This window comes from Bacteroides nordii (genome assembly GCF_019930665.1).
Lineage (GTDB): Bacteria > Bacteroidota > Bacteroidia > Bacteroidales > Bacteroidaceae > Bacteroides > Bacteroides nordii.
In genome coordinates this window covers 3,631,613-3,652,284 of the sequence record NZ_CP082886.1, presented here as the reverse complement: position 1 = coordinate 3,652,284, position 20,672 = coordinate 3,631,613, and the positions used below count along the sequence as shown (strand labels likewise).

Sequence of the window (20,672 nt, the reverse complement as noted above, 5' to 3'; positions counted from 1 at the left end):
TAGAATGCCTTTCTATGCTCTTTTGGGTTGAAATAAACTGTTAATACTAATTTTCCTCCCCTCCCAACAAATGTTTGAGTTCCGGGTCATTCTCAATACGGATTAACTCGTTCTCTACCAGTTCGACAATATCCTGCTTGATTTGCCGGTAGTTAGCTTGTATCTGTTGTTCCATTGTATCATTGCCATTCTCGTCTAAAAAGCTGCTGATTTCTGGTATGGGCTGGTAGGCCGCCGTTTCTTTCTGTACAGCTTCATTGTCAACAACTATCTGCGCATGGAAAATTTTCTGTTCTATTGTCTCTCCGAAGTTGTCTGCTACGGCACCGACAAACATACCTTGCGATAACGTACTGATTTTGCTGGCAGGTATCAGACTGTCCAGTTGCGTGCTGATGGAAGTTGATGTATCATTGCGATTGATGCTCATAGATTCCCGCTTTTGAAGAATTTTCCCGAACCTTTCCGACAGTGTTTTGGCGGTTTCACCTACCACCTGGCCGCTGAAAACATTACCAACAGTTGACATGATTACGGCGGCCTCTTTATCTCCGTAATCGCGCTTTAACTGGCTGAAGTCCTGAAAGCCCAACACAACCGCCACTTTATTACTTCGTGCCGTGGCAATCAGATTATCCAAACCTTTAAAGAAAATTGTGGGTAACTCATCGATAATCACACAGCTTTTAAGCTGTTTCTTCTTATTTATCAGTTTAACGATTCTCGAATTATAGAGTCCCAACGCTGCCCCATAGATGGAAATTCTATCGGGATTGTTGCCCACACATAACACTTTCGGTTCCTTCGGATTGTTAATATCCAGCGTAAAGTCACTGCCGGACATGACCCAGTAGAGTTGGGGACTTATCAGCCTGGACAACGGGATCTTGGCAGATGCAATCTGGCCCATCAGCTGCTCGGCAGCTCCCCCTTTCCATGCATCGACAAAAGGTGAAAGGTAGTTCTCCAAATCAGGATAGCTTGTCAGAATGGTGAATACGTCTTCATACCTTTTATTAAGCAATTCAATGGCATGTGGGAACGTGCAATACTTGCCGTTTTCATACAATTTCAAAAACCATATAATGGCAGTGAACAGGACGATTGGAGATTCCACAAAGAAGTCTCCCTGCTTCTGTACCCAGCTTTTATTGAGATTAAGCATGATTGTGTAACTCGATTCGTAAGCATCGGAAATATCCGTCATCAGTTCCGGTGCCAACGGGTTACAACGGTGGCTTTTTCTCGGATTATCAAAGTTTATTACATAAAATTTAGGCGGTACCTTGTAACGGTGCCGATACTTAATCAGATGGTTATAGGCGATAATGGATAAATCATCAAACTTGAAGTCATATATGTAAAGTGCATAGGCTTTCTCGATAGTCTGTTTAATGAATTGATTGACAATCGCATAGGATTTCCCGCTGCCGGGAGTTCCAAGTATCATTGTCGCACGAAAAATATTTACTAAGTTAATGAACCCATTATACATTTTTCCCTTAAACCAGAATTTCGTGCGCAGGTTAACGGAATATTCATTTTCCATTAATTTGGTCTCTTGCAAAAAAGATTCGTTTTCCGTATTGAAAACGTCTTCAAGCAGATTGTTTTTGAGCAAACGGCTTATCCATAAACCGGACGCCAGCAGACAGAAAAAACCTCCGGTCAACGTCGTGGTATAAAGCACGGCACAGACACCGGATGAAGCATTGACGGACAGTAGCCACCAGTTGAAGAAAAACAACAGGGTGCCTGATATGGCCGCAATGATAATCCGCCTTCATGTGATTTCATGTTTCTTCACTCCTTTGTTGCCCATGCAGGACAGACCGAGGAAAAGGACACAAAACAGCTTTGTGTAAAGCAAGGATGAAAACAGTCCGGTGGTACGTTGGAAATTGGATAGTATCTTATTTACTATATCGAGTGTTCAGCCCATTTCGTAAAGCCAGCCGTAACAAAACCAATAAATGTGTATCGCCAAAAATAAAAAACTGATGGCCCGCATAAAATCCGTGACTTTGGCAAGACCTCTTAAATCATCTTCATTCTGCATAATTGTAACTATTAAAATTAAACTTCTTGTTCTATACCTTATTATATATTATAGCTTGCGCCTGCGCTTCTTCTTTTTCTTGCGCCCATAGCGGAAGGCCGGATCAATGTACTCGTGCGTATGGTCATCTTCCATAAGCACGGAGAAAATGTCAACGGCACCGAGTGCGGATGTATCAATCAAGCTGCCGGAAGATTCATTCTGATGATGACTTTGATTTTCCGGCTGCCGGTATTCTGCCTCTTCCTGCTTTTCTTCCGCTTCAGTGTCCCTTTCCTGCCGGGACGCTTCCTGCTCCGGCACCGGTATCAACCTTTTCCGGTCTGCATCCGGGTTGTTGAACAGTTCGTTGAACACATTGGCCGTAAAGGGCTTGCCCAGACGTGAACCGTTAAATACCGTCCGGCCCGCATGGTCTATAAAGGTAATGCCATAAAGACGCCCATCGGGATTGATACGGTAAATGACTTCTATATCCGCCTCTTTCAGCCTGCGTGCAAAGTCCTCTTTCGTGCTTATGCCCTGCATGGCTTTGACGACTTCCTTGCGTATCCTTTCGGCGAGATTATCTCTCTTTACCTTTTCAACGGATGCGGCAAATTTCTTTTGCAGTGCTTCATAACCGAATGCCTTACCGAATTTACTGGACTTGAAAGGTGTACCTGCCTGCTGACCGTTGTCATCCAGCGCTCCATACATGATGCCGTGGTATTCTTTCCCGTTCACACTTCCCCGGACTTCATAAACCGTCACGTTGTACAGTTCCAGCAGGGTGTTGTATTCGGCAAGGGAATGAAAATTGTAACATTCCAACAAGGTGCGAGCCGTATGCTTCACCTGCGCTTTCACGCCACCTTTCGGATAATCCACTTTTTGCAAGGCCAACAGTTCTCGCTCGCCGTGTTCTCCGAGTATGGGATGAAGTCCGTATTTCATTTCCATTTCACGACAGATATTCTGTGCCCGAATAGCTTCCCGGTTGTGGTCTATCTTTTCACCCTGCTCGTTGATACGTACCGATACGATGTGCATGTGCTTGCGGTTTATGTCTTCGTGCAGCCAGACAATATAAGGCTGGTTCCCGTAACCGAACTTTTCCATGAACTCCTGCGCCAATACGGTCATCTGTTCCTCCGAGAGAATGTCTTTCGGGGAAGGATTCAATGAGATATGAATAACCGGTTTCCTGACGTGCGAGTTCAGTGCGATGTAAGGTTCAAAAGCCTGTACGCAGTTTTCTATCGGAACATTGCCTGAAGTGTCCGCTGCAATTCTGGGGTGTCACAATACCTTCGCCGTACCGTCGTCCACCTTTATTTTATTATAGGCTATCACTCCGTAAAATGAACTGCCTGATGTAACATTCGGCACCATGACATTATTCCTTTTTAGTAAGATGCTCCTTTTCGTACCGCTTTGTCAGTTCGATTATCTGTTTGCACAGTTCCTCCAACTTACGTGTTTCCTCCGCCAGTTTATAAAGGAAGGCAAGCGATTTCTTCTCCCCGTAAATGGTATGGATGGTCTTTACACATTGATTGTAGTTGTTCCCGATACGGCGGAACTGCTGATAGAAAGCGGTTAGCTGTGCATAATATTCCTGCGCTTCCTTATCAATCTTTACGACCTTGAACTCTCAACCGAAGATACGGGCGAAGATAAATTCGGCCTTGTTCTTCATGCCGGACTGCTCGAACATGGAGATAAACTTTTCGTCTTCCTCGTCATTGAGACAGAGATAATAGCGGTGCGTGCGCGGGTCTGCCAGCACCTTGCGCCCTGCGGCGTTACGGATTCTTGTTTCATCTTTCATAACATGAAAATTTTAAAAGGTTCGACTTGGGAGAACCTTTGCCCCCGAAACACCTTTCGGGCGAGACTTTCAGCGGTTGGAAATATTTTCAACCGCTGAAAGTACACCTCGCTATATGCTGACGCATATTAAAATCCGGCTGGGCCGGATTAAAGGTCTGAAGGATTTGTTTTACGTTCTCTTACCGAGAACGGGCTCCGCTCTCCCGGCGACAAAGGTAGATAGTTTTTTCTGTCCGTGCATCATGGCGTATCACGCCAACACCCGCCAATGAATGACTTTGGAGCCGGGGGTACTTCATGGATGCTCTTTTTGAGGTTTATTTGTAGCCGGATAGCTATTTGAACGGATAAACAGATATGCAATCAGGCAGATATTCAAACAGGCATTTATCCGGATATATAGCTATACATATATATAAATGTGTAGACGGATAAACAGCAATTCGGATAAATGGCTATGCAATCGGATATGTGAATAGTTATCCGAATATGTACATAGCTATATAGCTACATAGCCGAATAGACAGATAGCTGAATAGCTACATAATTAAATAGCCATGTAATAGAGTAGCCATATAAGTAGATAGCCGGATAGCCAAGTAGCCGCATAATTAAATAACTATATAGCTAACCGGACAAACAGATAACAGAATGAGTAACCGGACAGATAGCCCCAAAGACAGACGGCTGTTCATCCGGCTGTCTATAAATCAATTTATTCACTTAAATCAGTAACAATGGAAAAGAGAAAGAAAACCGTGTTCGTTTCGTTCGCCTCCCAGAAGGGCGGCGTGGGTAAATCAACCTTTGCGATTTATGCGGCGTCGTGACTGCATTATGTGAAAGGTCTGAATGTGGCGATAGTGGATTGTGACTATCCGCAGCATTCAATCATCAAACAGAAAAAACGGGATATGGAAGTGGTAAAGACCACACCCGTCTATCAGAATCTTCTGGTGGAACAGGCCGGGCGGTTGAAGAAGAAGGCTTACCCTGTTATCGGCAGTACCCCGGCGGATTGCATGACGGACTGAAGGGCGTTTGAGGAAAAGGCAGACGTGCATTATGATGTGGTGCTGTTCGACCTGCCCGGAACAATGGGCAGTGACGGGGTGATTGCCACAATCAGTGCACTCGATTATCTGTTCGTACCGATAAAGGCAGACCGCCTTGTGCTGGAAAGCACGCTGAACTTTGCCACGACTGTCAATGACCGCCTGATAAGGACCGGCATCTCCAATCTGAAAGCCTTGTGCATGTTCTGGAATATGGTGGACCGGAGGGAACGTACCGTCTTATATGACATTTACCAGCAAGGTTTCTCCCTCCTGGGACTGGACTGTCTCCAAACCCGTGTCCCCGTGCGCAGTAACTTCACCAAAGACCTCTCCACTACGGGCGGCCCGGTTTACCGGAGCACCCTGTTTGCACCGGATGCGGGCTTTACGAAGGAGTGCGGCTTTGATGCGCTTATGGATGAAATCATGCGGACAATCAAAATTGTATAGTCATGGCAAAGAAAACGAGTGGACAGAATCCGGTGGATGAAGCCTACCTGCGCAGCCTGATGGCGGGTAGCCCGCCGGAAAAGGTAACACCGTCCATTCCCCCCAAAGAGGAAACGGACAGGGAAACGGCTGAAAAGGCAAAGACGGAATCTGAAGCGGAAGAGACGCCGGAAAAGGCCGCATCCAAAACGTTGAAAGCCGCACAGACCGAATTTATGAGGAGATTCCTCACCCCTTACAAATGCGAAGGCAGGCAGGGTGTCTATATAGACAAGGAACTGCACCGGAAAATATCGGTCATCGTCGGCATTGCCGGTAAACGGCAGTTGACGGTGGGCAATTACATTGACAATGTATTGCGGGAACATTTCGAGAAACATTCGGATGAGGTGAAGGCATACTGCCAGAAGAGTTACAACAAAATCTTTTAAGCTATGGATATGCGATTATGTTATGAAGCCGGAGCGGTTCTGTTCTGGCTGCTGTTCGCCTATCTGTTCATGGACAAGTTCCTGTTCAGGGGGCAGCTTGGCGAGATATGTTTCGGGAAGGCACGCCGCCGCATGGCGAAAGCCCTGCGGGGTGCGGCAGGCTGGTTCGATCCGGTGAAGGAGGAACGGAAGAAGGGACGTGGACAGGCGAAAGGGAAAACGGGCAGGAAAGAGATTCCGGCAGTCGTGAAAAGGCAGGAGAAAGAGCTTCCACCTGTCAAGGCGGCGATGAAGCCCACAGAAAAGACTGCGGAGAGAAACAGTGAAAAAACGGTGGAAAAACAGTCGGAAACGGACAGCCTTGTCGTCACGAAAAGCTATGGGACACGCCAGCAGCCGCCAATGAACGCCACCGGTTCCGGGGCTATTGCAGGTAAGGAAAATGCCTCTACTTTTGCTGGCAGAAACGGGGACACGACACCGCCAAAGGCTGCACAAGTGCCGCCGGAGCGCATCCCGGATCTGTTCCGGGACAAGCGTGTGGAAGAGTGGCGGGCTTCCCCGGACGGGAGTTCCGGCGGACATGAAGGCGATGACGGACAGAGAGGAAACGGTGACGGAGTGGATACCGACGAGTTGAACGAGGAACTGGAAGACCTGAACTGTGTCCGCGAAGATTATTCGGACGGGGCAACCGGCATAGGGCCGGAAGAGCTTGATTTAATCATCGACCTCTGCAACGGCAGGGAGATTCCGACAGACAGACGGTTGTCCCTTTTAAGGGCGATCCACCATATCAGGGATACGCAGATTGAACGCTCGATACTGGAAAGTATCAATGGCAGCGACAGCCGTATCAGCAAATTTCTGGATGAAGCCGAGTAAATGGGCGGGGCTGCTCCGGACAGTGACTAACCGATTAAAAAAGGAGGTAACAATGGCAAGAGGCTATTTCGATACGGGTTGATGCCCGTATCACTGTAAAAAGAGAGAACCGGCAGGAATACCAACAACAAAACGTATCATCCATGTTTATGACGTATTTCGATTCAAGTTGACAAACGGCGGCTTCCCCTTATGGGGGAAACGTGCCGACTCCCGGAGAGACAATCATTCCATTAACTTATCCATAAAACGACAGCGGCAATGACAAAAGGCCATTACGATTCGGGATGACAGACCGCTTGCGGCATTCACCCGGTAAGACAACAGGAACTATTCACCATTAAATTTTATTTGTATGAACATAGGACTGGTAGATGTGGACGGGCATAACTTCCCCAATTTCGCACTGATGCGCCTTTCGGCCTGTTACAAGGCAAAAGGGCACCGGGTGGAATGGGCGGCACCGCGACAGCGGTATGACAAGGTATTGGCAAGCAAGGTATTCACCTTCACGCCTGATTATGACTATGACCTGCTGGATGTGGGGGAAGTGGTAAGGGGCGGCACCGGGTATGACATAGCCGGCAGGCTTCCCGAAGCTGTGGAGAACAGCCGGATGATGGACTATTCCATTTACCCCGAATACCCTTTTTCGCTCCAGTTCTTTTCAAGAGGCTGCATCCGCAAGTGTCCTTTCTGCCTCGTCCGTGAGAAAGAAGGATACATTCAGACCGTGGAACCGGTGGAACTGAACCCGAAAGGGAAATGGATTGAGGTGCTGGACAACAATTTCTTTGCGAACCCGCAGTGAAGGAGTGCGGTAAGCTATCTGATGAAAGCGGGCCAGCCCGTGAAGCTGCACGGCGTGGACGTAAGGATTATGGACGAGGAACAGGCCTGGCACCTGAACAGGCTCAGGATGAAGCAGAACATCCATATCGCATGGGACCTGCCGCAGCTTGACCTGAGGGACCGCCTGAAAGAGATGGTAAAGCACGTGAAGCCCTACAAGATAACCTGTTATGTACTGATAGGATTCAATTCGACCATTGAGCAGGACCTGTTCCGGTTGAATGTACTCAGGGAACTGGGAATTACCCCCTTTGTCATCCCTTTCCGGGATTATGGAAATGAACGGACGCCTACGCGGTACGAGCGTGACCTTGCCCGGTGGGCGAACCGGATGTGGCTGTTCAAATCCTCCTCCTTTGAGAACTATATGCCCCGCAAGGGATTCAAGTGTGGGGAATATTTGAAATAAACCGATAAGGACAGTAAAGACAATGAGAGCAAAAGGCTATTACGATTCGGGATGATTCAGACCCTCATCCCGGGAGAGAATTAACAATGAAGTTTCACCATTCAATCATGTAACCATGCGAAAGATGTATTTTGACTCCGGCTGATTGCCTGCCGGAACTTACCCCCTGAACCATTAAACCATAAGCGGCTGCGGGCTGCCTTATGGGGATAGTGCAAGGGGCAGCCCGTGGCTTTTTAAATCACTTAAAAATCACGGAATTCAATGAAACAGAAAAGATTGATTATGATGCTGGCCGTACTGGCGGCAGCGGGTGCGGCAATGGCACAAGGAAACGGACAGGCGGGCATCACGGAAGCCACGCAGTTGGTGACGGGATATTTTGACCCGGGCACGAAACTGGTGTACGCGGTGGGTGCCATTATCGGCCTGATAGGCGGCGTCAAGGTCTAGTGTGCCACGAGCGAACTATCGCCTGAATAACGATAGTTCGGTGCTTCGTAAGAGATGAGGGTAGGTCCCTCGAAACCGCCTTACAGGAGGAGGTTTCAAACCACGACATGCGGCTGTAGTAAAGAGCTATGGTCGTGAGCGATGTTCGAAAAGTCTGTAAGAAGGCAGGCAGGTGTCCATGTAAAAGGTGAATGCAAATGAACCGTTGATGAGGTACCGAAATACACAAGACGATGTCAAAACCGAACTCCTAGACTTGGTTCGGGACAAGCCAAAGGGAAACCTGCTTACTGCTTTGGCGGCATCCGGTATAGAGGCGGCACGATTTACATGGTGGCTCTTACGAGGAACGTGGGAACCTGTACAGAAATGTTAAGGGAAAAATCCAAGCAGAGACCCTGTTAGGGTGAAAGTACCGATGTTCTGTATAGGGACAGACTAACCCGTAGTAGTGTTGAAGTTTCTGTAATGGGAATGGAGCGAAGGGGTTAGCTTATTCAGCGAATTGAATTGAACAACTATTAAAAGTAGGAGGATTTAATGAAAGACGCAAAGTCATTTGAAATTTCCAGACATCTTGTCATGGAAGCATACAAGAGGGTAAAAGCCAACAAAGGAGCGGCAGGTGTGGATGACGTATCCATTGCAGATTTTGAGAGCAATCTCAAAAGCAATCTGTATAAGATATGGAATCGCATGAGTTCGGGTAGTTATTTTCCGCCTGCTGTAAAGCTGGTGGAAATACCAAAATCCAATGGTGGAAAACGTCCTCTTGGCATACCAACGATAGGAGACCGTGTGGCTCAAATGGTAGTTGTAATGACTATCGAGCCGGGTATAGAACCTTATTTCCATGAGGATTCCTATGCTTATAGACCGAACAGGTCTGCACTTGATGCAGTGAGAAAAGCGAAAGAACGCTCTTACACATTTCATTGGGTACTGGACTTGGATATCAAGGGCTTCTTTGATAATATCGACCATGGACTCCTGATAAAGGCACTTGAACGGCATGTAAAATGCGAGTGGGCAATGCTTTACATCAAGCGTTGGTTGTCCGTTCCTTACCAGTTGAAAGATGGGACACAGATAGAAAGGACTAAGGGCGTGCCGCAAGGCTCGGTAGTCGGTCCGATTTTGGCGAATTTGTTTTTGCATTACGTTTTCGACGAATGGATGAGGAGAAATCACTCGAACATTTCATTTGAAAGATATGCTGATGATACAATATGCCACTGCGTAAGTCTGAAACAGGCAGAGTTCATATTACGTGCTATAAGGAAACGGTTTGCCGAGTGCAAGTTGGAACTTAACGAAGACAAGACGAAAATTGTCTATTGCAAGAAGAATCATCGTGATATACCTTATGAGTGCATCCAATTTGACTTTCTTGGCTACACATTCAGACCAAGACGTTCGATAGATGCCAACGGTGAAGTTTTCCTGAACTTCTCTCCCGCAATCAGTAAGAAAGCGAGGACGAAGATATGGGAAGCCATTCAGAATTGGAACTCCAATCATTGGGTTCCAATGGAACTGGAGGATATTGCGAAAGAAATCAACCCTGTCATTCAAGGGTGGATAAACTATTATGGGCAACATAATCCCAGAATATTGAAAGAGGTTCTTCAGCATGTCAATGACAGGCTTGTCCGTTGGGGTCGTAGGAAATTCAAAGGTTTGAGAAAACGCAAGACAGCGACTGTACATAGGTTGGGTGATATTGCTTTGCAGAAACCTAATCTGTTTGCACACTGGGCTTGGGGTGTCAAACCTACTGCCAGTGAGAAAAATCGGAAACGAAAGTAACGCACTATGCAGTTTGACCGAATAAGAAGAGCCGTATGAGAGGAGACTTTCACGTACGGTTCTGTGAGAGGCTTAGGGTGAAATTCCCTTTGCCTACTCGATCCAGAAATTCAGTTCGGGCGACCCCGACACCTCGAAAACTGCCAGCTCGTGGTTTGGAGCCTGCATCTTCCTGATAGTGGCCGCCACTATCCTGAGATCGTTCTTCCTCTAAGAACAAATAAAAGCCAACAACTTATGTCTGACTTTGAGATAAACAAAGGCGTGGGCCGTGAGGTGGAGTTCAAAGGACTTCGTGCCCAGTACCTTTTTATTTTCGCTTTCGGGCTGCTTGCCGTGTTCGTGGTGTTTGTCATCATGTACACGGCGGGCATCGGGCAATGGACGTGTATCGGCTTCGGGGTATCGGCTGCCACGGCAGTGGTCTGGCTGACCTTCTCGCTGAACAGGCGTTTCGGCAGCCACGGACTGATGAAGCTCCTTGCCGCCCGGCAGCATCCCAGGAGAATCCTCTCACGAAAACGTATCACACGTCTGATTAAAAAAAAACAATCGTAAATCATGAGAAGTACATTGACAACATCCACACTGGAAAGCAAATTCCCCGTCATGGCGGTGGAACACGGCTGCATCGTCAGCAAGGACGCCGACATCACGGTGGCCTTCCGGGTGACACTGCCGGAAGTGTTTTCGGTATCATCCGCGGAATATGAGGCGATGCACGCCACATGAGCCAAGGCAATCAAGGTATTGCCGAACTATTCAATCATCCACAAGCAGGATATTTTCATCACGGAGAAATACAGGCCCGACGTCGGAAAAGACGACCTGAGCTTCCTCTCCCGCAGTTTTGAACGTCACTTCAACGAGCGGCCTTACCTTGACCACACCTGCCACCTGTTTCTCACCAAGACCACCAGGGAACGCTCCCGACAGCAGAGCAACTGGAACACGCTGTGCCGGAAGTTTCTGGTGCCGAAAGAGATACGGGACAAGGAGATGATGGAGCGTTTCATGGAGTCGGTGGGACAGTTCGAGAGTATCGTGAATGACAGCGGCCTTGTCAGGCTGGAGCGGCTGTCCACGGAAGAGATAACGGGAACGGAAGACGGACCGGGCATCATCGAGAGGTACCTGACCCTGTCTGCGGACGGAAGCGTCATGTTGCAGGACATGCAGCTGAACCCGGACGGGATGCGTATTGGCGACAAACGGCTCTGCCTGCATACCTTTTCCGACCTCGACGACCTGCCGGGCAGGGTACGGACCGACGGACGCTATGAGCGTCTTTCCACGGACCGCTCGGACTGCCGCCTGAGTTATGCCTCTCCCGTGGGTATCATGCTGCCCTGCGATCATATCTACAACCAGTGGATATTCATAGACGACAGCAGCGAGAACCTCGCCCGTTTCGAGAAGACGGCGAAGAACATGCAGTCGCTTTCACGCTACAGCCGGAGCAACCAGATAAACAAGGAATGGCTGGACGAATACCTGAACGTGGCACATACCAACGGGCTGCAATCCGTCCGCTGCCATTGCAACGTGATTGCATGGGCCGAAAACGGGGATGAACTGCGACGGGTGAAGAACGACGTGGGCAGCGCACTGGCACTGATGGAATGCACACCCCGCCATAATACCATTGACCTGCCGGTCCTTTACTGGGCCGGCATACCGGGAAACGAGGCGGACTTCCCTTCGGAAGAGAGCTTCTACACGTTCACCGAACAGGCACTATGCTTCTTTACGGCAGAAACCTGCTACCGGAACTCGCTCTCCCCCTTCGGGCTGCGCATGGTGGACCGGCTGACGGGAAAGCCCGTCTTCCTCGACATATCCGACCTGCCCATGAAAAAAGGGGTGGTGACAAACCGGAACAAGTTCATCCTCGGCCCGTCGGGCAGCGGAAAGAGCTTTTTCACCAACCATATGGTGAGGCAGTATTGGGAACAAGGCACGCACATCCTGCTGGTGGATACCGGAAATTCATACAAGGGGCTGTGCGACCTGATCTGCCAGAAGACGAACGGGGATGACGGAGTTTATTTCACTTACCAGGAAAATGACCCGATTTCCTTCAATCCGTTCTTCACCGAGGATTACCGGTATGACATCGAGAAGCGGGACAGCATCAAGACGCTGATTCTGACCTTATGGAAAAGGGAGGACGAACCGCCCCGGCGCTCGGAAGAGGTGGCGCTATCGAACGCAGTCAGCCTGTATATCGAGAAGATAAAGAAGAACCGGAAGATAAAGCCGAACTTCAACTCGTTCTATGACTTTGTAAGGAAAGACTACCGCAAGGTGCTGGCGGACAAGAATGTGCGCGAGAAGGACTTTGACGTGGACGGTTTTCTGAACGTGCTGGAACCCTATTACAAGAACGGCGAATACGGGTATCTGCTGAACTCGGACAAGGAACTGGATTTACTGAACAAACGGTTTATCGTATTCGAACTGGATGTCGTGAAGGATAATCCCATACTTTTTCCGGTGGTGACTATCATTATCATGGAGACTTTCATTAATAAAATGAGACGCTTGCAGGGTATCCGCAAGATGATACTGATTGAGGAAGCCTGGAAGGCAATCGCACGTGAAGGGATGGCAAACTACATCCGCTATCTCTTCAAGACGGTCAGAAAATTCTTCGGTGAAGCGGTTGTGGTGACGCAGGAAGTGGACGATATTATCTCTTCCCCCGTTGTGAAGGAGACAATCATCAACAATTCGGACTGCAAGATACTGCTTGACCAGAGGAAGTACCAGAACAAGTTCGACCAGATACAGAACCTGCTCGGTCTGACGGACAAGGAACGCTCACAGATACTGTCTATCAATCTTGCCAATGCGGCCAACCGGCTTTATAAAGAGGTCTGGATAGGGCTTGGCGGTACACAAAGTGCGGTATATGCGACAGAAGTTTCGGTTGAAGAGTACCTTTGCTACACCACTGAAGAGACTGAAAAACTGGAGCTTACCCGACTTACTGAAAAGCTGGATGGAAACATCGAGCTGGCTATCAAACAGCTTGCCGAAAACAAGCGGCAGGAAAACAAACAATCCTTTAATCCATAAAACACAATGAGTAAGAAAGATTTATTAAGCCAATGCAGGGAAGCGCTCGGAGACGCCACCCTGACCAATCTGGACCTGCTGAACCTGATTGGGGAGATGAGAAAGGAACTGGAACATGACCGCATCTGCGGGCACTGAATGAACAGGGAAGACGGCTCGACGCTGACCATCCGTAAATCCAACCGGGTGACGGACGGCTTCAAGGGATACAAGGCCACGCTGTTCGCCGGAGAAAGGGCCTACATTGAAATCAGTATCCCGTTGTGCAGCGGTGACGACCTTTTCCTGCACGGGAACAGGGATGCCGGATGCATCGGGTATTTTTCAGGTAGTGAGGTATTGCTGTTCGGCAGTTACGGCCTGTTTGCCCGTGACGACGACAGCCGGTATTTACTGACTAAAGAAAGGAGATAGACGCATGAAAAGGAAAATGACAATTCTACTGACGGCCCTGCTGTCCCTTTCGGTGACGGTCAGGGCGCAGTGGGCGGTTTTCGACCCCAGCAATTTCGCGCAAAGCATCGTGAACTCGGCCAATGAAATCGTACAGACTTCCTCGACGGCGCAGAACATGTGGAGCAATTTTCAGGAGACTGTGAAGATTTACGAGCAGGGAAAAGCCTACTACGATGCCTTGAAATCGGTGCATGACCTGGTAAAAGGCGCTCGCAAGGTGCAGCAGACCATCCTTCTGGTGGGTGACATCAGCGACATCTACGTGACGAACTTCAACACGATGACGGGCGACCCCAACTTTACGGTGGAAGAGCTCTCGGCCATCGCCTTCGGGTATAACAGACTGCTCAAGGAGAGCAGCGACCTGCTGCTGGACTTGAAGGAAGTGACCACGGCAACCGGACTCTCGATGACCGATAAGGAACGGCTGGACATCATCAACCGGATATACGGCGAGGTGCTGGAATACAAGAACCTGACATGGTACTATACCCGCAAGAACATCGGGGTGTCGTACCTGCGGAGCAAGGAAAAGGGAGATGCCGCACGGGTGCTCTCCCTGTACGGGACACACGACCAGCGTTATTGGTAATCATTCATCCGTTAAATCAATCAAGAAGACTATGTTATTATTATCAATAGACTGGACGAACCTTCACGAGCTTCTGCGCTCGCTGTATGATGAAATGATGCCATTATGTGAAGACATGGCTTCGGTAGCGAAGGGAGTGGCGGGTCTCGGAGCGTTGTTCTATGTGGCCTACCGGGTATGGCAATCGCTCTCACGGGCGGAACCGATAGACGTGTTCCCGCTGCTCCGGCCCTTCGCGTTGGGTCTTTGCATCATGTTTTTCCCCACTATGGTATTGGGTACGATCAACGGGATTCTCTCCCCCGTATGCAATGCCACCTCCTCCCTAGTCGAACAGCAGACCTTCGACATGAGGAAATATCAGGAAGAGAAAGACAGGCTGAAACGCGAAGCGATGCTGCGTGACCCTGCGAAGGCCTTCCTGGTGAGCGACGAGGCGTATGACAAGAGGCTGGACGAACTGGGCTGGTCGCTGGGGGACATGGACACGATGATAAACATGTACGGACAGAAGAAGATATACGAGCTCGGCGAGAAAATCCGGGGATGGTTCCGTGAATTGCTGGAACTCTTCTTCCAGGCGGCCTCGCTGCTGATAGACACGCTGAGAACCTTCTTTCTGATCGTACTGTCCATCCTGGGGCCCGTCTCCTTCGCACTGGCCGTCTATGACGGATTCCAGAGCACGCTGACCACCTGGTTGTCCCGGTATATCTGCATCTACCTGTGGCTGCCGGTGAGCGACCTGTTCGGAGCGGTCCTCTCGCGCATACAGATACTGATGTTGCAGCAGGACATAGAGAAGATGCAGGACCCGGCATTCATACCGGACTCGTCGGGGAAAGTGTACTGCATTTTCATGATTATAGGTATCATCGGTTATTTCTGTGTCCCCACCGTTTCATCGTGGATTATCCAGGCGGGCGGTGCCGGAGCTTACGGACAGAAGGCAAACGGTGCCGGAAAGATGGCCGGTAACGGTGCCGCGGCGATAGGCGGTGCAACAGGCGGAGCGATAGCCGGACGTATCAAGAAAATGTTCTAACCTTACATCAATAATTGTATAACGACAACATTAAAAACAGAAGAAGAAAATGGAATTCAAATCATTAAAAAACATCGAGACATCGTTCCGGCAGCTACGGCTATTCGGGATGATATTCCTGGGGGCGTGTACGCTGGTAACGGTATTTGCCGTATGAAAGGCTTATGATTTCGCCGAGGCACAACGGCAGAAAATCTATGTGTTGGACAGCGGAAAATCACTGATGCTGGCCCTTTCGCAGGATATGCAACAGAACCGCCCCGTGGAGGCGAGGGAACATATCAGGCGTTTCCACGAGCTGTTCTTCTCCTTGTCACCGGACAAGAGCGCCATTGAAAGCAATGTGGAGCGTGCCCTTTACCTTTCGGATGAAAGCGCCATCGGCTACTACCGGAACTTGCAGGAAAAAGGCTATTTCAACCGGATGATAGCGGGAAACATCTCGCAGACGCTGACGGTGGACAGCATAAGGGGGAACTTCGACAGTTATCCCTACGAGATGAAGGCCTATTGCCGGCAGCACATCATCCGTTCGAGCAGCATTACCGAAAGGTCGCTTGTCACCACCTGCCGTCTGAGGAACGTCACCCGGAGTGACAACAACCCGCAGGGATTCCTGATAGAGAGTTTTACCATCATCGAAAACAGGGACATTGGACAGTATGAAAGATAAGGGGATCAAAAAGGTCTTCCACCCGTTCAGAACGGGGATAGACCGCCATATGGCCAGACTCCGCAGACGCTGGCTGCGGCTGAGCTGCCGGCAGCAAAAGGTTATCATTCTTTACTTGCTTGGACTCTTCGCCGCCATCGACCTTGCCTGCATCGTGGGCGGTTTCTGCGGAACAGACAAATTTCTGATTGAGGTACGGCATCTTCAAAGGATTGCGTTTCCCCAGACGGACAGTATCCAACCATTCAAAAACAATGTATCCAATGACACAATCCGATAAGAAAGAAAAGGACAAGGAAACGTGGAAAGCGGAGTCCGTATCCGAAAAGGGGAAAAAGTTAAGCTGCAAGGTTGCCGACAAGCTGAAATTCTATGGCGTGGCGGCTGTTCTGTCCCTGCTTTGCGCCGGGTTCATCTGGTTTATCTTCAAGCCGGACACAACGGAAACGGTGGGAGGGACGGCAGGTATCAATACCACGATACCCGACGCTATTGCACCGGAGACGATGGCCGACAAACAGAAGGCTTACGAACTGGAAGAGATGAAGAGGCGCAGGCTGGAGAAGGTAAGAACCTTGCAGGATGTGGCCGGGGACTATCTGATGCCGGACACGACAGACGGGCTGAAACCGGAAGCGGATGCACCCGGAACGGATGCTATCCGGGAGTCCAGAGAAAAGCAGCGGCAGATTTCAAGGCAAATCACCTCGTTCTATCAGGAGCCGAAGGAGAATCCCAGGGTGAGCGAACTGGAACGGCAGGTGAAGGAACTCGGCGAAAAGCTGGAACGGGAACGGAACGGGCAGGACCCGCTGGAACTGATGGAGAAGTCGTATGAGATGGCGGCACGCTATTTCCCCGGACAGACGGGCGGGCAGGTGAAAAGCATACAGTCGGGCGGTCCGTCCGGTAACCCTGCCGCCATAGCCGCCGGACGTGCCACGGAAAACGTGGTCTCGTCGCTGGCTGCGCCACCGGCTCCCGACACGATACCCCGCAATTACGGTTTTGCCACGGCGGTAGGTGCCGGACAGCCTGCCGGAACCAATACGATACGTGCCTGCGTGGCTGAAGACCAGACAGTGACCACCGGGGCATGACTGAAGTTCCGGCTGCTGGAACCGCTGCAAGTGGGCGGCGTGCCTGTGCCTGCCAATACTCCGCTATATGGCACGGTGCGTATCGAGGGGCAACGGATGGCGGTCACGGTAAACTCCATAGAGAGCGGCGGCAATATCCTGCCGGTGGAACTGGTGGCTTACGATATGGACGGGCAGGAAGGGCTTTTCGTCCCGAACACGGCGGAACGTACCGCCATGAAGGAAGCCGCCGCCAATATCGGGGGCAGTTTCGGGACAAGCATCTCATTCGCACGCAGTGCCTCGCAGCAACTGGTCATGGACGTGACAAGGGGCGTGCTTGGCGGCGGGTCGCAATACCTGGCCACAAAGATGCGTGAGGTGAAGGTGGCCGTGAAAGCAAATTATCAACTTCTATTAATCTCAAAAAAACAGTAATCAGATGAAGACAAGAATTATTTTATCATTAGTAATGCTTTTGACCGTATTGTCGGTAAAGGCGCAGGAATCCGTGGAAACAAGGATTTTCCCCACCAATCAGATTATCGCACCGCACCTCATCGAGGTGACTTTCTCGAAGACCGTACATATCCTGTTCCCTTCGGAAGTGAAATATGTGGATTTGGGCTCCTACGACATCATTGCCGACAAAGCTACGGGGGCGGAGAATGTGGTACGTATCAAGTCTGCCGTAAAGGGCTTTGAGGGCGAGACGAACTTCTCGGTCATTACGGCTGACGGCTGCTTCTATTCCTTTAATGTGGTATATAAGAATGAACCGGCACAACTTTCCATTGAGATGGAAGACTGGCTGCGGAAGAACCCGATGGGCGGGGCGGCTGACGACCGCATGTTCGTGAAACTGAAGGAACTCGGCGGGGAGACACCGCTGGTGGTGAACCGCATCATGTACACGCTGTATAAGAAGAACAAAAGGGACATCAGGCATATCGGCTGCAAGAAGTACGGCATACAGACCCTGCTCAAAGGAATCTATATCAACAATGACCTGCTGTACCTGCATACTTTCCTGCGCAACACCTCGGACATATCGTTCGACATTGACCATATCCGTTTCAAGGTGGTCGACAAGAAGGTGGCCAAGCGCACGGCCATGCAGGAGAATATTATAGAGCCGGTAAGGGCTTACAACCGTCTGACAACGGTGGACGGCAAGGCCACGGTACGCAACATCTTCGTGTTGCCCAAGCTGACACTGCCGGATGACAAGCTGCTGGTAGTGGAGATTTACGAAAAGGGTGGTGCCCGTCACCAGTCGTTCCGCATAGAGAATACAGACCTTGTGGCGGCAAAACCAATCAGTGAGCTGCACCTGAAATAATAACCTATATATAATATAATGTATATGCAAAGAATATTATTCATATTGACAGCTGCTGTACTGTCGCTCCTTGCGGGCGAAGCATACGCGCAGCGTGACTTGCCGGGGCAGACGGGCATACAGTTTACGACGGGCGGGGTGAATCATTTCCTTTCATGGAAGAGTGGCGGTGAACGCCACTACTTCACCTCGCTGGCCTTTACACATACCAACCGTAACCGTACCTATTGGCTGTATGGCCTGGATTATCAGATAAAGGAGTACACCTATGAAAATAAGGCGATACCCAAAGCGCAGTTCACAGGGGAACTCGGTTACTTTATTCCCGTATTGTGGGACAAGGGCCGGAATGTATGTCTACGTATCGGACTCTCGGCATTGGGCGGTTTCGAGACGGTCAACCGGGGAACCTCCCTGCTTCCTGACGGGGCGACGGTGACAAACGGTGACTGCTTTATCTATGGCGGTGGGCTGACTGCGGCCTTTGAGACTTATCTGACAGACCGGGTGATGCTCCTGCTGCAAGTCAAGGAAAGGGCCCTGTTCGGAACGGATGCGGGTAATTTCCATACGCAGGTAGGATTGGGAGTCCGCCTTATTATCAACTAATGAAAAGAGAAAGGAGAAACTTAAAAATGAAAAATGTACTATATATATGTATAGGCGCACTCTTTGCGGTGCTGGCCTTCGGTTCCTGCAACGATGATATAGACATCCGGCAGGATTATGATTTCAGCCTCTCGTCATGGTATCTGCAAGAACAGATTGAAACGGGTGAAACGGTGGAGATACGCTTTTATCTTGACCGTGAAGGGGACTATGAAAAGGCGGAGTATGAAATTGGTTACATCCAGATGGAAGGCAAGGGAGAGGTGACGGACAGTGAAGGCGTAAGACTCGTCAACCGGGAAGTGAGACCGTTGGCGGAAGTGCCGGAACTGGATAGGGAAAATCCGGTCAGGCAGGTATTCACCCTCTTTTACCGTTCGACAAGTGCCAGACGCTCGGAACTGAAATTCTTTGTCCGGGACAATTTCGGACAGGAAAGGGAACTGGCAGTAACATTTGACACTGCGAATGATACGGCTGGAGAATAGCCGTTGTCAGGCCGGTCAGGAAAAACGGTGGGGTATCCCGCCGTTCTTGATTTTATGAAATTTGCTTAATGAAAACAAAGGAATGAGTAATTGTTTCCTATTGCACGGAATTTGTTTCTATATTTAGCCGGAAGTTAATTAATCAATCAGATACGTATGAAAACAACACTCAGGATATTCCGCATTTTATTCAAATTGCTTCTGCTCTCTTATGTGGCGGTGGTAAACATTATTTTTATATCGGCCTTTTATGTCCTGCTGCTGGCTGTCGTGGAATGGGTGTTCCCTTCCTTCCTGCCGGGATTGTTTGCCCGATACGGCTTTGCGCATCATCTGGTCTGTTCATTGCCTTTCTATATGGTCTTGCTTTATATTCTGTACAGCCTTTCACCGCTGAACGTATGGCTGATGCGGATGAAAGAGGGTTACAGACCGCTGGGCGGTGAGGAACGGGTACGGCTGGAACGCCTGCTTTCGGAAATGGGGATGGAGAGGAAGCTGAATATCTACTGCAACAGGGACGCACGCACGAATGCCGTGACTTTCGGATTCCATACAATCGGGCTGACAGGCGGTATTCTTCAGACGGCATCGGACGAGGAACTCAAAGGGGTAATCAGCCATGAGGTGGGACACATCTCGCATTATGATTTTGTCTATCAGGTGCTTCTTTTCTCTATGCAGTCGCTGGGCTACCGCTGCCTGTACGGGCTGTTCCTGATTCCGGCCCTGTTTTTCGGATTGGCAGGCAATCTGGTAATCGCCGTGGTCCCGGCTGTCCGTTTCGCCGCGGTGGGGATGGCCAGACTCTGGTGGAGCCTTTATAAACTGTTACATCATACGATTTACGGTATCAGTCGGATAGCAGACGTGAATATCAACAAATATGCCGAATACCGTTGCGACACGTATGCGGTACGTTACGGTTGCGGGGAGGGCCTGCTCTCGTTCCTGCGTCGGCTGGAGGTGGCGGAAACGGGTGGGGAGCGGCCTTCGTTCACCGAATATATCATGAGCACGCATCCATCAACCGAAAAACGGATTGTCCGGCTGGAAAAGTTGTTGTAACCTGCGATAAAGAATAGA

Annotated in this window: 22 protein-coding genes and 6 pseudogenes; 25 read left to right on the top strand and 3 right to left on the bottom strand. The window is 49.8% G+C overall.

Features of this window, described 5'->3' with window-relative positions:
- Positions 1–46: 46 nt before the first annotated feature.
- From mobC to mobA, 3 genes and pseudogenes are all read right to left on the bottom strand, one after another.
- Positions 47–2,059: pseudogene (mobC, locus tag K8P02_RS14490) on the bottom strand (conjugal transfer protein MobC).
- A gap of 48 nt (positions 2,060–2,107) precedes the next feature.
- Entirely contained in the window at positions 2,108–3,301 is a 1,194-nt protein-coding gene (mobB, locus tag K8P02_RS14485; protein WP_155921459.1) for a conjugal transfer protein MobB, read from the bottom strand.
- Between the two features lie 136 nt (positions 3,302–3,437).
- Positions 3,438–3,872: pseudogene (mobA, locus tag K8P02_RS14480) on the bottom strand (conjugal transfer protein MobA).
- 739 nt (positions 3,873–4,611) lie between these two features.
- On the opposite strand from mobA, the gene K8P02_RS21810 reads away from it, so the two are divergent.
- From K8P02_RS21810 to K8P02_RS14370, 25 genes and pseudogenes are all read left to right on the top strand, one after another.
- Positions 4,612–4,704: a ParA family protein gene (locus K8P02_RS21810; RefSeq protein WP_138342084.1), complete on the top strand. Its 93-nt coding sequence runs from the start codon at positions 4,612–4,614 to the stop codon at positions 4,702–4,704.
- Positions 4,705–4,713: 9 nt separating this feature from the next.
- The gene (locus K8P02_RS14475; protein ID WP_025867500.1) at positions 4,714–4,908 is read left to right on the top strand and encodes a hypothetical protein; all 195 of its coding nucleotides are present in this window, start codon (positions 4,714–4,716) and stop codon (positions 4,906–4,908) included.
- A 63-nt stretch (positions 4,909–4,971) separates the two neighbouring features.
- Complete coding sequence (locus tag K8P02_RS14470; RefSeq protein WP_025867501.1) at positions 4,972–5,382, top strand: ParA family protein; 411 nt, start codon at positions 4,972–4,974, stop codon at positions 5,380–5,382.
- 2 nt (positions 5,383–5,384) lie between these two features.
- Positions 5,385–5,813, top strand: a complete 429-nt coding sequence (locus K8P02_RS14465; protein WP_025867502.1) for a DUF3408 domain-containing protein — start codon at positions 5,385–5,387, stop codon at positions 5,811–5,813.
- A 3-nt stretch (positions 5,814–5,816) separates the two neighbouring features.
- A complete protein-coding gene (locus K8P02_RS14460; protein ID WP_223381427.1) occupies positions 5,817–6,698 on the top strand; it encodes a hypothetical protein in 882 nt (293 codons plus the stop codon).
- Between the two features lie 355 nt (positions 6,699–7,053).
- A complete protein-coding gene (locus K8P02_RS14455; RefSeq protein WP_008781884.1) occupies positions 7,054–7,509 on the top strand; it encodes a hypothetical protein in 456 nt (151 codons plus the stop codon).
- Positions 7,506–7,661: a hypothetical protein gene (locus K8P02_RS14450; protein ID WP_223382482.1), complete on the top strand. Its 156-nt coding sequence runs from the start codon at positions 7,506–7,508 to the stop codon at positions 7,659–7,661. Before K8P02_RS14455 ends, K8P02_RS14450 begins: the two co-directional genes overlap by 4 nt.
- Positions 7,603–7,959 carry a hypothetical protein gene (locus tag K8P02_RS14445; RefSeq protein WP_223382435.1) on the top strand — a complete coding sequence of 119 codons (357 nt, stop codon included), beginning with the start codon at positions 7,603–7,605 and terminating at the stop codon, positions 7,957–7,959. Before K8P02_RS14450 ends, K8P02_RS14445 begins: the two co-directional genes overlap by 59 nt.
- Positions 7,960–8,223: 264 nt before the next feature.
- Positions 8,224–8,409, top strand: a pseudogene (locus K8P02_RS14440) (DUF4134 family protein); the annotation flags it as partial.
- A 211-nt stretch (positions 8,410–8,620) separates the two neighbouring features.
- Entirely contained in the window at positions 8,621–8,788 is a 168-nt protein-coding gene (locus K8P02_RS14435) for a hypothetical protein (protein WP_162173732.1), read from the top strand.
- Positions 8,789–8,952: 164 nt separating this feature from the next.
- On the top strand, positions 8,953–10,221 hold the full coding sequence (ltrA, locus tag K8P02_RS14430; RefSeq protein ID WP_223381425.1) for a group II intron reverse transcriptase/maturase: 1,269 nt from the start codon (positions 8,953–8,955) through the stop codon (positions 10,219–10,221).
- Between the two features lie 106 nt (positions 10,222–10,327).
- Positions 10,328–10,435 (top strand): annotated as a pseudogene (locus K8P02_RS14425) (DUF4134 family protein); the annotation flags it as partial.
- Between the two features lie 23 nt (positions 10,436–10,458).
- Positions 10,459–10,779, top strand: a complete 321-nt coding sequence (locus K8P02_RS14420) for a DUF4133 domain-containing protein (protein WP_025868277.1) — start codon at positions 10,459–10,461, stop codon at positions 10,777–10,779.
- Positions 10,780–10,782: 3 nt separating this feature from the next.
- A pseudogene (locus K8P02_RS14415) lies at positions 10,783–13,302 on the top strand (TraG family conjugative transposon ATPase).
- A gap of 6 nt (positions 13,303–13,308) precedes the next feature.
- Positions 13,309–13,440 (top strand): hypothetical protein, encoded by a 132-nt coding sequence (locus K8P02_RS21805; protein WP_005655090.1) that lies wholly within the window; start codon positions 13,309–13,311, stop codon positions 13,438–13,440.
- Complete coding sequence (locus K8P02_RS14410) at positions 13,441–13,716, top strand: hypothetical protein (protein WP_025868276.1); 276 nt, start codon at positions 13,441–13,443, stop codon at positions 13,714–13,716.
- A 4-nt stretch (positions 13,717–13,720) separates the two neighbouring features.
- A complete protein-coding gene (locus tag K8P02_RS14405) occupies positions 13,721–14,350 on the top strand; it encodes a DUF4141 domain-containing protein (RefSeq protein ID WP_025868275.1) in 630 nt (209 codons plus the stop codon).
- Between the two features lie 31 nt (positions 14,351–14,381).
- Positions 14,382–15,395 (top strand): conjugative transposon protein TraJ, encoded by a 1,014-nt coding sequence (gene traJ / locus K8P02_RS14400; protein WP_025868274.1) that lies wholly within the window; start codon positions 14,382–14,384, stop codon positions 15,393–15,395.
- A gap of 49 nt (positions 15,396–15,444) precedes the next feature.
- Positions 15,445–16,068, top strand: a pseudogene (gene traK / locus K8P02_RS14395) (conjugative transposon protein TraK).
- A 263-nt stretch (positions 16,069–16,331) separates the two neighbouring features.
- Positions 16,332–17,168 (top strand): conjugative transposon protein TraM, encoded by an 837-nt coding sequence (locus K8P02_RS14390; protein ID WP_025868272.1) that lies wholly within the window; start codon positions 16,332–16,334, stop codon positions 17,166–17,168.
- A 30-nt stretch (positions 17,169–17,198) separates the two neighbouring features.
- A complete protein-coding gene (traM, locus tag K8P02_RS21855) occupies positions 17,199–17,585 on the top strand; it encodes a conjugative transposon protein TraM (protein WP_008781896.1) in 387 nt (128 codons plus the stop codon).
- 4 nt (positions 17,586–17,589) lie between these two features.
- Positions 17,590–18,489, top strand: coding sequence for a conjugative transposon protein TraN (gene traN / locus K8P02_RS14385; protein WP_025868270.1), 900 nt, complete (start codon positions 17,590–17,592; stop codon positions 18,487–18,489).
- A gap of 18 nt (positions 18,490–18,507) precedes the next feature.
- Positions 18,508–19,098: a conjugal transfer protein TraO gene (locus K8P02_RS14380; protein ID WP_008781898.1), complete on the top strand. Its 591-nt coding sequence runs from the start codon at positions 18,508–18,510 to the stop codon at positions 19,096–19,098.
- A gap of 26 nt (positions 19,099–19,124) precedes the next feature.
- Positions 19,125–19,586, top strand: a complete 462-nt coding sequence (locus tag K8P02_RS14375) for a TraQ conjugal transfer family protein (RefSeq protein ID WP_025868269.1) — start codon at positions 19,125–19,127, stop codon at positions 19,584–19,586.
- 156 nt (positions 19,587–19,742) lie between these two features.
- Positions 19,743–20,654 carry a M48 family metalloprotease gene (locus K8P02_RS14370; RefSeq protein WP_223381423.1) on the top strand — a complete coding sequence of 304 codons (912 nt, stop codon included), beginning with the start codon at positions 19,743–19,745 and terminating at the stop codon, positions 20,652–20,654.
- Positions 20,655–20,672: the final 18 nt, after the last annotated feature.